We start from the raw sequence: 12584 nt of genomic DNA, 5'->3' as shown, positions 1-12584 counted from the left end.
GGGCCACATATAACCGTCACCGAAACCCGGCGAGTCACAAAATGGGGCCAGAAATAACCGTCCTACCGGGGCCATCCAAACCTGTCACAGCCACCCATGTCTTCGAATCCCCACTTGTCGTAGGGATGGAAGAACACAAGTTCTGCTTCAACTCCCATATCGGCGAGCTCTTCAACCCGTTCTTCGAGTTCCATCCAGAATGCGGGGTCCGGAAGGGTGAAGTCGTACGTCCCATCGGTAGCCCTCACGAAGGGAGTGAACTCAGGTTCCACTTCGTTGAAGGCGAACCATTTGGGAAAGAGGCACATGCGCAGCTTGTTGAATCCGGAGTACCGTATTGCTTCCATGGTGCGGACCCGTCGTTCAGGGCGTTGGTGCAGCCAGGCATAGGCAGTTGTTCCGATGGGACGGTAGGGGGTGCCATCGTCGTAGCGGAAGTGGAAGCCCTCTGCCCTTATTGGCCCGTGGCTGTCTGGGTCCGGTGGCGTTGCGGCGAAGTTGCCCGTGTGGCCATTGAGGGTTTGGGAGTTGCTGAGAGTCGAGAATGTATATGAACCGGGTTCGAGCGGCATGAACCGCAACCGATAGATGCCCTCGCCGTCGTAGAAGCCTGGTATGTGTACGTGCCCGGCGGGCCCCTCGATCACAGCTGTGAACTCGATGTCGGTGTACGGGTTTCCCTCAATCGGGCCGTGCGCTTCAAGTTCGAACCGTTTGTAGGTCCTCACCGTTTCGGGCCAGCGGGCCGGAGTCCGGTTTCCGACAAGCTGTGCGGGAGCAGGGGTGGGATGCGGCTGGTCTTCGCGTCGCCACGCCGTCGGGTCGGTCGGCTCCGCTGCTGCGAGTTCGGCGAGGGCGGCGTCCTGCGCGGCCGGATCATCGATCAAGGCGGGGGCTGTCCGCACGGCGAGTTCCAGGGGTATGGACGCGAGAGCGTACCGCTCCACTTCGTCGCTGGGCAAAGCGTTCCACTTTTCAAGGATGGCACGGCCGACGGGGTGCATGAGGACCTGGTTGTATGAGACTTCGGGCCCGAAGCCCTGAGAGAAATCAAGAGCGCTGATGGCGTGTCTCCTCTATCCGTGATGGTGTGCTGGAGCAAATGTGTGCGGAACTGACCTAGGCAAAGTCGTCGATCCGCCACTCATCTGCCCACCGCAGGACGGGAAGGTCACCTTCGAAGGTGAACGGCAACCACACGTAGTCCGCCCGCGAGGTGTCCGCAGCTCCAAGGTCTTCAGGGACGTCGTCAGGGAGTGGGTTGCCGGCGAATTGACGTTCGAACATTCCGCGGGCGTCAGACTCCTCCGGGCTGAGGTCCGGATACCAGCGGTCTGCCATGGCAATGTAGAGATCGTTCTTGCCCGGGTGCTTGAACACGCAACTGATTTGGCTGCGGAAGGATGTCTCGCTCGGATCATCCGGGTGCGGGTCCCCCAGCACAGTCCAGGGACCGTGGTAGGACGGCGCACTTGCCACCTCGGATGGGTTGGGGAAGTAGCCGGTGGTTCCGGATGTGACCAGGTAGTGGGTGCTGCCGCGTTTGAAGTGGGCGGGTGCTTCCCGGACAAACGGCGGCGCGCCACGGTGGAAGTGCGTTGAGTAGTAACCCGTGACGGCGGTGTAATCCTCTGTCAGGTCGGCGCAGATCAGCTCGCTGTGGACCCGTTCAAAGTAGTAGTACGCCTTCCCGTCGCTTGGTTCCACCACCAGGTCGAAGTCGCCGGCGTTCATTCCGGCCGGGCGGTAGGCGCTGTTGACGATCTCGTAAGGGCCCAGGAAGGAATCCGCGGTCAGGATCGTGGAACGCTGGGAGCCGTCGGCTTCCATAATTTTAATCCAGCAGACGTATTTCCGGGTGCTGGAGTTGTAGATGATGTGTGGACGGTCCATGAACCTTGCGGGGTGCAGTGGGGACGATGGATCATCCTCGACTGGAGGGATGATGAGTCCTTCGTCCTTCCAGTTGTAGAGGTCTACGGAGGAATAGGCGCGGACGCCCCAGTGCCAGATGCCGCTGCCTGGTGTTGTCCGTTCTTTGTTCTCGCCGTACCAGTAGAACGTGCCGTCCTCATAAAGCATGGATCCGCCGTGTGCTTGGATGCGGTTCCCGTTGGTGTCGAGCCAGGGCTGCCCTGGTTTGATGCTGTCGTTGGTCATGTTTGGTCTGTTCCGATCGTGAGTACGTGAGTGGGCCGTAAAGCAGTCAGTGTTCAGGCGAAAAAGGCCCTCGACTTTCCATCGATCCAGGCATCGCGGGCCACGGTCAGGGTCTGTTTGAGTCTGAGGTCCTCCGATGAGGCTCCCACCCTCACCTCCACTTCCCCTGCTTCGACTTTCCACCTCATGTCTGTGTCCAGGAAGGCCAACTGACTCATCTTTATGGTGAATGCGACAGTGGCCGACTCTCCGGGTTGCAAATGGACCCGACGGAATCCGGCAAGTTCCTGGACTGGTCGAGATACCGAGGCAAACGAGTCACTGACGTAGAGTTGGACGATTTCCGTGGCTGCGACGTCACCGTCGTTGGTGACGGTCAACGAAACCTCCACGGCATCGCCGGGTTCTGCTCTAAGAGTGGACAGGTTCAGATCCGAGTAGGTGAAGCGTGTGTAGGAGAGTCCGTGGCCAAACGGGTAACGCGGCGTGTGGGGTGCGTCCACATAGTCCGGGAAGCCGACACTTTCGCCTTGATGCCATGCTGAGCCGTGAGGGTGGTTGTAGTAAATGGGAACCTGGCCGGCATTCCTGGCGACGCTGACAGGTAGCTTGCCGCTGGGTGAGTGCTTCCCGGTCAGGACATCCACGATCGCCTCGGCGCCGCCTTGTGCCGGGCTCCATGCCTCCAAGAGCGCGTCCAAGTGGCTGTCGGCAGCATCGCTGGAGATCGGCCTGCCATCCAGGTGTACGCCGATAAGAGGCTTGCCCAGCAACGCCAGCTTGTGGATCAGTGCTTCCTGGCAGGAGGGAAGGTTGATGTCAGTTGCATCGACGCCTTCACCCATGGATGCGATGGATGCTGTTCCGTGTTTGCCGCCGAGCGTCAGAAGTACGACGTCGGCACTTGCCGCTAGTGCGAGGGCCTCCTGGTGGCTGCTTTCATCCGTGCCTGCGAAGGGGTAACCGCGCGCCCAGAGCACCTCGGTGTTGGGCAGCCGTACGGTGAGTTCGTCCAGCAAGCTGTGGATACCTGGCTGCTGACGCAGCAGCAATTCCTCGAATTCCGCCCGGTCTGAGGCTTCGATGGTGGTCCCGGGAACCGTGTCGGTAATGTTCTGAAGATTCTCGCCGCTGGTGGTCAAGCCAGCCATGGACGAGTTCACGGCAAGCTTGCCCTCGGCCATGGAATAGTGGGTGTATCCGCCGAAGAAGAATCTTGCGCTTGCTGCATGGCAGCCGATGACTACGAGTCTTTTCAGTCTGGTATCGAGCGGGAGTGCACCGTTGTTTTTGAGCAGGACGAGGGACTCACGCGCGGAATCGCGGGCAACCGTTGGGTCACTGTCTTGCAAGAAGACAGCATCCCGTTCTGCTGATACCGGGGCGAAGGGATTCTCGAAGAGCCCCATCCTGAACTTGGCCGTCAGCACTTCATGAACGGCCCGGTCCAACAGGGCGACGTCGGCCCGTCCGCTGGCAAACCAGTCCTGCAGATCGCTTCCGAATCCCTGGGGCACGTGAAGTTCGATATCCATGCCGGCATTCAAAGCGGCAAGCCCAGCATGGGCGGCCGTCGCTGCCACGCGTTGCACAGTGTGCAGGTTGCCCACGGCGCCATAGTCGGAGACGAGCAAGCCATCAAAGCCCATGTCCTCCCGAAGCAGCGTTTTGAGCAACCTTGATGATGCCGAGACGGGCTCCCCAGCTACGGAGTTGTAGGAAGGCATGACACCCCGGAGTCCGGCGAGGGAGATCGCCGCCTGGAACGGCAGTCCGTAAATCTCCTGCAACGTCCGGTCAGGTACGTTGCAATGGGCGCCGTGGATACCTCCTTCGGTGTGATGGGAGCCGATGAAGTGCTTGGCGACTGCCTCAGTTTGTCGGCCGGCGGGATCCTTGCCCTGGAGACCCTGGGTGAAAGCTACTCCGAGTATTGCTGCAAGGCGTGGGTCTTCGCCGTATGTTTCGCCCTGGCGGCCCATGCGGGGGTCACGGGAGACGTCAAGTACAGGTGCCAGCGTGTGCGTGATACCGACGGCCCGTTCTTGACGGCCGACGATTTCGCCAATGGACTTTTCCAGATCACGGTTCCAGCTCGATGCACGCCCCAAACCGGATGGAAAGCTGGTGGCACCGGGCAGATAGGCCCCGCACAGGCCTTCCATATGAAAAATTGCCGGAATCCCATGCGCTGAAGTCTCCATCGCGGTGAGCTGGACCTTGCGCTGGAAGTCCGTCACTTCGTCCAGCGACGACGCCGAACGGGCTTCCAGGCAGGAAACCTCGCCGATGCCGTGAGGAAACCGGCCCGCAAAATCGTCGGTCCGGTTGATGTCCGTGGGGAAATAGCAGGAGACCTGCGCCATCTTCTGGTCGAGCGTGAGAACCTCAAGGAGTTTCCCGGCCCGTTCCGCCGGAGCCAGTGATTGGTTAAGCCAGGGGGCCAATGTCTTGTCAGTGTGCACTTTTCGTCCTCGTTCCTGATGTGTCCTGCTGGCCAGGAGACGGGAACTCTGCCGACCAGCGACGGTGGGCTGGCCACCGTGCCGGACGACGGGCGCCGGACTTCGAAGTTAACACCGCATGCGTGCAACGTTGCACGTTAGCGTACGCGCTCAGTACTGGAAGCGCAAGCACTGTCTCTCGTCACGTAAGAGGAGCTGGCGCCCCATCCCGTCCAGCCGCCATACCCACAAGGCACTGGAGTCCGGCATGATGGCGTCGATGACTGCCTCGCATTCCCGCCGGCCTGCCCGGAGGACTTCGACCCTGTCGCCAACCTGCAGATCTTCCCATTGTCCCTCGCGCCCGTTGGGGTGGGAATCCGGTTCCGCGGAAGCTACGGTCTGGGGGACGGCAGTCTCGATCGTGGGTTGCTCGGAGGGCATCTTCCGCTGCGCATCGCGGCGCAGTGCAACGGCGTGGGCATTTGGCTGGTATCCCATTTTGCTCATCGTGAGGGCTACGAGTTCACGGGTGTGTTCCTGGACGAGGTGGGGCTTGTTCAGGACATTGGAGACTGTCGCGACGGAAACTCCTGCGGTGGCTGCTACGTCTTTGATGCGTACCGGATTTCGGTCTTTGGCTTCCATAGTCGGGCCAGTTTCTATTTGGCGGTGAGGCCGCCGTCGACCGTGAACAGGCCTCCGGTAGCGTAGGCCGATTCATCGCTGGCCAAGTACACCATGATTCCTTCAACGTCGGCTGCGGTTCCGGCTCTTCCAAGCATGGTCGAATCGACCAGTCCGGCCCGGCTGACTGGGTCGTCGGCGATGGTTTGAACGAGCGGTGTTTCGGTATAGCCGGGGACTACGGTGTTGACCCGTATTCCGGCGGACGCGTAGTCGGCGGCAACAACGCGGGCGAGTCCGTGGACGCCGGCTTTGGAACTGGAGTATGCCGTGAACGTCTGTCCGCACGCGACGACGGCCGTGGGGCTCCCGGTACAGATGATCGATCCGCCGTTCGGCTCCATGGCCCTGACGGCGTGCTTGAGTGTCAGGAATGCTCCTCGCTGGTTGATCGTGACAGTCTTTTCCCAGACCTCAAGGGACAACTCCCCTACTTTGGCGTCCTGGCCGAAGAGCTGTACGCCGGCATTTGCCACGACGATGTGCAGTGGGCCGCCACGGGTCACAGTGGCAAAAGCTTCTCGGACGCTGTCCTCGTCGGAGATGTCTACCGCAAGGGCGATGGCATGTTCTGAACCGGTTGTGGCTGCGGTCTTTTGGGCGGCTTCCAGATTGATGTCCGCGAAGTAGGTAGTTGCGCCTTCGGCGACGAAGCGCTGCGCTACAGCCCTCCCGATACCGGACCCTGCGCCGGTGACGAGAGCTGTTTTCCCTTCGAGTCGGTTTGTCATGATGATGTTTCCTTCACTTTTTTGGTGGTGGTCGACCAGGGTGCGAGGTCGAGTTCAAGCGTCGAACCGTTATCAAGGCCGAGATGCGTGCGGATGGGCTTGTCGCTCAGGTTGGCGGCCAGAATGACCGTGTGGGTGCCGTCCTGGACCGCGTAGACGACCACGTCGCCCGAGTTGCCGGTGACTTGGAGGACCGGTTTTCCTCGCAGCGATGCCAGGACTGCGAGCATCTCACCGGCTGGGGTCAGCTGTGTTCCCTGGGTGATGCCGCCCGGCCCGGCGAGCTCAAAATAGGAGAGGCTGCTGATCCCCGGCATTGTCAGCGCAACCACACTGCCCAGCAGCCATGCCGCAGCGAACGGTTCCGTCTGGAGGGTGTCGACTTCGGCCATCGCGGCTTGTCCGGCAGTTGTTGCGACGGCGTTGAACCGCGGCTTGAGTGTCACGGGACCGACGTGCACCGGTCTCCCGGCTGTGAGCCGCAGAGCGTTGTCGGCCGTCAGGCGCTGCATAGGCAGCGTCTCCACAATGTGCGGCACCTCGGAGGCGTGCATTTGTGGTGTGACGCTGTAAGTCCAGGATGGTGCATTGGCAGGCAGTGACTCCGAGCCACGGTTCAGTTCCGTGAAGTGCGCGCGTGTCCCGGCAACCAGCTCTCCTTGGTATTCCAACTCCCCTGCCGCGGCAAGCAGTTCGGCCCACAGCGCGGGTTCGCTGAGATGGCTGCGGGTGTCGAATACGGCCAGCCGCAGGACTTTGGCCAGGGGCAGCATCTGAACCATCCCGGCGACCTGATGTGCGGCTTCGACGACAAGCCGGACATCCAGAGGAACACCCAGCGTGCCCGCTTGCTCCACTGCGTGGGCCAGGTGCTCCGCTGCTGCAGGACCAGCGGTGATTTCCACGAGGAGCGCCTCCAGCCCCGGTATTCGTTGCTGCCCGCCGGCGACCCAGCCAGCCGTCGTCGACGACGCGACCGTCAGTGCCGGCACCACCCCAATCCGGGTGTCGAGCACCCGGGGCATCTCCATCCTGTTGTGTGCCTGAGGGACGATCGTGGATTCATTCGCACGCGCTGCTGCGGACAGCCTGATGGATTGTTGAACCCTGGTTCCGGCCCGGACATGGACCGGGAACGGTTCGGACAAGGGTGTGCTGTAAGTCTTGAAGGACGCATCAGTCCAGTTGCGTTGATCCTCCGTTTCAAAAACATCCCCGGCAAAGCCAAGGTGGAATTGGGCGCCATCACGTTCCCACTCCATGGATTCGATGTCCATAAATGGCTGGTGCGGGCTGATGTCCACGGGGAAGCGGCCATTGATGCTCTGCCCGGCCGTTGTCCCGACGCCGACAGGTAGCCCAGCCTCTTCTGGCCGGTGCAGGACTACCAATCCGATGCGGTTGCTGAGGAAGTCTTCGGGTGCGATGCCCTCGAAGGACACGAGCAGCGATTCCGCTTCGAACCGTATGGTGAGTCGGCCGGTGTAGCGGACACCAAAACCGTTGAAGGCCAGGTTCAGGTTGAGTTCAGTCCCCCACTCCCCCTCGTCGAGCGTGGAGTCCTGGACGGTGGGTACGAGTGTGCGCCAGTCCTTGTCCCTGACAACGGCTCGGATGGCGCGCAATGCCTGGATGCCGTTATAGCTGATGGCGGCCAGCTCGTCGTTCCGAAGCTCGGCCGCCCATGGACCCGAGTGAATGGCGGTCCTTGGCGCGATGACCCGGTCCTGGTTGCCGAGGATCATTCGGGCTGCTCCAGGACGCACATCCGGACCGCCATGTATGGGCGAGCCGGGAGCTTCACCGTTTGACGGCCGGTGTACGTGCCGGGCAGCGGATCGATCGTCATCGCCCAGGTGTCAATGACGTCGATCCTTGCGTGCTTACCTTCCGGGATGTCAACGGTGCGGAATTTGTGCTGGCTGTAGCCGTTGTAGTGGATTTCGTACTCGCCCTTTATCCCGCTCACGGGCGTGGGCGAGAGGGAGATCAGGGGTTCAAGCCTGCCCGTTGGGGACTCGCTGATCAGCTGCTCGAGGAAGGCAATCCGCTCCGTGCTTTCTCCGATCAGGCGTCCGCCCTTGGCCCACCAGAGCAGGTCGTCTTCTTGATAGTAGGTTTCGCCGTGGGTGTAGTACCCGCCGCGAAGGTTTGTCTCCCAGGCACGGCGGACCACCTCCGTGGCGGGGAGGCTGCCCCACTCGTATTCGAGGTCACCTTCATACCCGATCTCATCCAGGACGACGGGCTTGCCCCATTGTTCGTGGAAGTCCTGCACGAGCTCGGCGGTCTTGTAGTAGTCCACCTTTTGGATACTGCAGTGGGTTGCCCAATCAGCAGAATAGTCGTAGAGCCTCGTTCCGTTATGGACGGACAGGAGGTGACCGGCGTGGTCTTCTTCACGCACAATTCGGGCGAAGCGTTCCCAGTCCTCGCGGCGCTTGGTAGTGACGAAATCATATTCGTTGGCCAACGACCACCAGACGTTTGGCAGTGCAGCGAGCCGTCGGACCACATACCGGAGGTATCTGTCGTCGGCGGCCTTCCCCATGTCGCTGAAGCCCCAGCGGTCGTAGGGGTGGAACAGGATGATGTCGGCTTCGATCCCGAGCCTGCCCAGGTCACTGATCCTGTTCTCCAGGTGCTGGAAAAAGGCAGGGTTGAATGTGGTGGTGATCCAGCCGTCGCCGTTTTTTTCGAACGGATACAAGCCGGGTTCGTTGTCGTTGAAAATGAACGCTTTGGGGAAGACGCACATGCGGACCTTCGTGAACGGTGAAGATGCCAGCGTGGCCAGGGTTTCTTCTTCAAGTTCCGCGGTTTGGTGCGTCCAGGCGTAGAGGGTGGTTCCAACGGGGCGGAACACCTTGCCCTTGCTGTCTGCGAAGTGCAAACGGTCGGCAACCTGAACCAGGCCACGTTCCACGGATGGTTTGACGTCGATGCTGCCATAGAGGCCATCCAGGGAACGGGCTGTGGAGCTTGTCCTGAAGCGCCACTGGCCGGGGGTCTTGGGAAGGAACCGCACGAGGTATCGCCCCTCACCGTCGTAGAACCCTCCGACGACGGTTTCCTGGCCGTTCGACTCGAAGGTGGCATGCAGTTCCACGTCCGTGAACGGATTTCCGTGCGATGGTCCGTCAATGGCTACTTCCACCGGCGTGTTCTCGGAGCCGAAAGCCGGAACGATCAAAGTTGCCGACGCGCGCGGAACGTCATCGCCTTCGTAACCCAGGTCTGGGAGGACCGGTCCGGGTTCAACCTCTTCAGGCAGTTCGATGGCCGAGAGCCGTTCCCAGAGTTCATCCCGGACGCTGTCCTTGAGCCGGAAGAGGGTGGCAAGGGCGCCAATCGGGAGGTCGAGCGCTCCGCCCATAGAGTCGGCGTTTTCGACGACGTGGGGCAGCGCGGCCCTCATGGCTTCCCTTCCGGGGGCCACCTCCAGTACGTTGCGTGTACGTGTCTGATCATCCATTACTGCCATGTTCCAGGCCTCCTTCTGTCGTTGAATGTCTTATGAGTCAGTTCCCATGCCAACGCGGCTATCAGCGCAGCGGTCATTGTTGCCGCAGCCCATTGGGGCAAAGAGTTCAGCCCGCTGAGTTCGATGGCGGTGCCGCCAAGGAACGCTCCTCCACCGATGCCAACGTTGAATGCCGTGGTTTGAAGGGCCGCTGCCATGTTCCGGCGCTGCGATGATGCCACGAGCATCATGCGCGTTTGGAGCATGACCGGCACGCCACCGAACACCGCTCCCAGAACGCCTGACAACAACCAAACGGCCGGCTGTGAACCGGTGGCCAGCGGCAGTGAGGCCAGTATCAGAATCAGTACCAGGACCGAGCCGAAGAACAACCGCCGTGGAGACCTGCCGAACAAGGCACCCGTTACGGCAACCCCGAGCGCGCTGGCAGCCCCACCCACGAACAGCATCACGGGAATCACGGCCGGTTCCATGTGAACAGTGTCCAGCAGCCACACAACATTGAAAGTCCCGAAGCTCGTCTGTGCTCCGACGATCAAGACAATCAGCAGGCAGACCACGAGCACCGGCATCAGCCCCTCCTTGCGTGGGTTGTCCGCACTTTTGGCCGCCTTGGGCCGGCTGATCGCAACGGCGGGCAGTTTCCAGGCCATCAGCACAAGCACCAGCAGTATCAGTCCGGCCAGGACAGCGAAGGAGGAACGCCAGCCGAACGCTTGGCCGAGGGCATTGCCAAGCGGTATGCCTACCAATCCCGATATGGAGCCTCCGGCCGCAGTCACTGCCGTCGCCTTGCCCAGCTCGCCGGGTCGGACCAAGCCGGCGGGGTAGGCAGCAACAACTGACCAAAACGCTCCGTGGGCCAGGGCACCAAGGGCCCGCGCGGCGAGGAGCATTTCGAAGGTCGGTGCAAAGGTGGTCCCCAGATTGCCTGCACCGATCAGCGAAAAGGAGATCAGAACCATGGCCTTCCGCGGCACGCGCCGGGTGAGCACTGTCAACGGTGCGGCCGTGATGATCACGGTCAGCGCGAAGACCGTGATCAGGTTTCCGACTTCGGCCGGGGATCGGCCAAACTCAGTCGCGATGTGGGGTATGAGCCCTCCGGGAAGGAACTCGGTGGCCATGGAGAGGAAGATCGCCAAGGCCAGTGTCATGAGCCCCATGAGGGGAAAGGCACTGGCTTGCGCGGGTGTGGTTCGGTTTTTTGTCTGGTCCGGTTTCACGGAAGAAGTCATCCTGTTTCCTCACAAGATTGATGTTTCTGCCGCGATGCCAGCGGATCAGTTGCCCCTGCGGGGTTGTGGGCTTGGTGTGGTGTTCAGTGCGAATTGGTTTCCGCTCGTCGTATGCGGATCGCCATGTACTCCCGGCCGGGAAGGTCCACCACCATCCGTCCATTCACGGGTTCGGGCAAAGTGGTGATGCTCATGTTCCAGGTGTCGATGACGTCCACGTGCCATGCGGAACCTGCGGGCATCAGCATGGACCGGTAGCGGGGACGGCCGATTCCCAGATAGATGATCCGGTGGTCGTCGTCGCCACCGGTACGGGAGTCCCAATCGCTGGGGCGTGGATCCCAATGTCCGCTCGGTGCCTCGGATATCAGCTGCCGCAGGAACCGTAGGCGATCAGGGGATTCACCTTTGAGAATGCCGCCCTTCGACCACCAGATCACATCCTCGGGGTCCAGGTAGGTTTCACCGTGACTGACATAGCCGCCGCGCACGGCCCCTTCCCAGAAGCGCCGCACGAGTTCCTGGGCGCTGAGGTTTCCCCAGCCTTCTGCGACGTCTCCTTCGTAGCCGACTTCATCGGCCACAACGGGTTTACCCCATTGCTCCCGCCAAATTTGCGTGTTCTCGGTTGAGAGATAGTTGTCGGTGCGTTGGACACTGCAATGTGTGATCCAGGGCCGGGTGTAGTCGTAGAACGTGGCGCCGTTATGGATGGAGATGAGGTGCCCTGCGTGGTCTTCCTTCCCCACGACCGCTGCGAAGCGTTCCCAGTCGGACTCGGTTTTGGTGGTCATGAAGTCGTACTCGTTGGCCAGCGACCACCAGACGTTTCGGAAGGCTCCGAGCCTGCGCACTACATAACTGAGGTACAGATCCTCTGCCCATGCGGGCATGTCGGAAAAGCCCCACCTGTCGTAGGGGTGGAAAAGGATCAGGTCGGCTTCAATGCCGAGGTCCTGGAGCGCCTGGATCCGTAGCTCGAGATTCTGGAAAAAGGTGGGGTTGAACCGCCCGAAGTCCCAGGTCCCGTCGGCACCGCGCTCATAGGCGTAGCTCTCGGGTTCGTTGGAGTTGTAGGAGTAGGACTTCGGAAAGACACCCATGCGGATTTTGGTGAAAGGAGCGGATGCCAAAGTGTGCAGCGTTTGTTCCTGCAGTTCCCGGGACTGGTTGGTCCAGGCGTAGGCCGTGGTTCCGACGGGCAGGAACGGCGTGCCATCTTGATAGGCGAAATGGAACGTATCCTTCACCTGCACCTTGCCGTGGTTTCGTTCGCCCGGTTCGGTTACCTCGAATCTGCCCGTAACGCCGTCCAAGGACGGTGTGTTGGAGCTCGTTTCAAAGGTCCAGGTTCCAGTGGACGGTGGCATGAACCTGATCCGGTACACCCCGCCCCCATCGTAGAAGCCACCAACACGCACCAAAGTTTCACCGCTGTTGAACGTCGCAGAGACCTCCACATCGGTAAAGGCTGTAGCGGCCGCTGGCCCATTCAGGACCACTTCGGCAATGCCCCACTGTTCGGAACTTGCGGCGAACCCGGGAACGGTAGGCTCACGGGTACCCTCCAACAGCCCGCGGGGCGTCGACGGCTTTTCCGCTCGCTGCCTCGCCTGTGGAGATGTGCCAAGGGCGGCCATGTCGGCCCAGAGAGGGGCCAGGTCCGGGGTTGTATCCCCGACCGCGCGTGCCCAGTGGGCCACCTCGTCAAGCTTCGCCAGGGGGCTAAGGTCCCAGTCGTTCCATGTCTGGAACCCAGGCAGATGCTGCTCAAGGATCCACCTGGCGTCGGGGTTGGCCAGGATCTCGCCAAGGGTCGCGTTCTTGGTGAATGCCATGA

The 12584-nt window shown here is 61.2% G+C and carries 9 protein-coding genes; all 9 read right to left on the bottom strand.

The genetic code is table 11. The features are described 5' to 3' along the window. Positions 1–62: 62 nt before the first annotated feature. Positions 63–1004, bottom strand: a complete 942-nt coding sequence (locus ACIPV6_RS19575) for a DUF5060 domain-containing protein (RefSeq protein ID WP_400272481.1) — start codon at positions 1002–1004, stop codon at positions 63–65. 115 nt (positions 1005–1119) lie between these two features. Next, complete coding sequence (locus ACIPV6_RS19570) at positions 1120–2160, bottom strand: family 43 glycosylhydrolase (protein ID WP_400272480.1); 1041 nt, start codon at positions 2158–2160, stop codon at positions 1120–1122. 53 nt (positions 2161–2213) lie between these two features. Beyond that, entirely contained in the window at positions 2214–4625 is a 2412-nt protein-coding gene (locus ACIPV6_RS19565) for a glycoside hydrolase family 3 N-terminal domain-containing protein (RefSeq protein ID WP_400272479.1), read from the bottom strand. 150 nt (positions 4626–4775) lie between these two features. Further along, positions 4776–5252 (bottom strand): LacI family DNA-binding transcriptional regulator, encoded by a 477-nt coding sequence (locus tag ACIPV6_RS19560; protein ID WP_400272478.1) that lies wholly within the window; start codon positions 5250–5252, stop codon positions 4776–4778. A 14-nt stretch (positions 5253–5266) separates the two neighbouring features. Then, positions 5267–6022 (bottom strand): SDR family NAD(P)-dependent oxidoreductase, encoded by a 756-nt coding sequence (locus tag ACIPV6_RS19555; protein ID WP_400272477.1) that lies wholly within the window; start codon positions 6020–6022, stop codon positions 5267–5269. Beyond that, positions 6019–7767: a hypothetical protein gene (locus ACIPV6_RS19550; RefSeq protein WP_400272476.1), complete on the bottom strand. Its 1749-nt coding sequence runs from the start codon at positions 7765–7767 to the stop codon at positions 6019–6021. The genes ACIPV6_RS19555 and ACIPV6_RS19550 overlap by 4 nt, the downstream gene beginning before the upstream one ends. Further along, a complete protein-coding gene (locus tag ACIPV6_RS19545; protein WP_400272475.1) occupies positions 7764–9506 on the bottom strand; it encodes a DUF5605 domain-containing protein in 1743 nt (580 codons plus the stop codon). Before ACIPV6_RS19545 ends, ACIPV6_RS19550 begins: the two co-directional genes overlap by 4 nt. After that, a complete protein-coding gene (locus tag ACIPV6_RS19540) occupies positions 9497–10744 on the bottom strand; it encodes an MFS transporter (RefSeq protein WP_400272474.1) in 1248 nt (415 codons plus the stop codon). Before ACIPV6_RS19540 ends, ACIPV6_RS19545 begins: the two co-directional genes overlap by 10 nt. Before the next feature lie 83 nt (positions 10745–10827). Then, a complete protein-coding gene (locus ACIPV6_RS19535) occupies positions 10828–12582 on the bottom strand; it encodes a DUF5605 domain-containing protein (protein ID WP_400272473.1) in 1755 nt (584 codons plus the stop codon). Positions 12583–12584: the final 2 nt, after the last annotated feature.

Origin of the sequence: Paenarthrobacter sp. NPDC089988 (genome assembly GCF_044748465.1) — a bacterium.
Taxonomy (GTDB): domain Bacteria; phylum Actinomycetota; class Actinomycetes; order Actinomycetales; family Micrococcaceae; genus Arthrobacter.
This window is presented reverse-complemented; position numbering and strand designations above follow the sequence as displayed.

Coding starts and splice junctions, on each gene's coding strand:
- ACIPV6_RS19570 (WP_400272480.1), bottom strand. CDS start 2,160: ATGACCAACGACAGCATCAAACCAGGGCAGCCCTGGCTCGACACCAAC.
- ACIPV6_RS19560 (WP_400272478.1), bottom strand. CDS start 5,252: ATGGAAGCCAAAGACCGAAATCCGGTACGCATCAAAGACGTAGCAGCC.
- ACIPV6_RS19550 (WP_400272476.1), bottom strand. CDS start 7,767: ATGATCCTCGGCAACCAGGACCGGGTCATCGCGCCAAGGACCGCCATT.
- ACIPV6_RS19575 (WP_400272481.1), bottom strand. CDS start 1,004: ATGCACCCCGTCGGCCGTGCCATCCTTGAAAAGTGGAACGCTTTGCCC.
- ACIPV6_RS19540 (WP_400272474.1), bottom strand. CDS start 10,744: ATGACTTCTTCCGTGAAACCGGACCAGACAAAAAACCGAACCACACCC.
- ACIPV6_RS19555 (WP_400272477.1), bottom strand. CDS start 6,022: ATGACAAACCGACTCGAAGGGAAAACAGCTCTCGTCACCGGCGCAGGG.
- ACIPV6_RS19545 (WP_400272475.1), bottom strand. CDS start 9,506: ATGGCAGTAATGGATGATCAGACACGTACACGCAACGTACTGGAGGTG.
- ACIPV6_RS19535 (WP_400272473.1), bottom strand. CDS start 12,582: ATGGCATTCACCAAGAACGCGACCCTTGGCGAGATCCTGGCCAACCCC.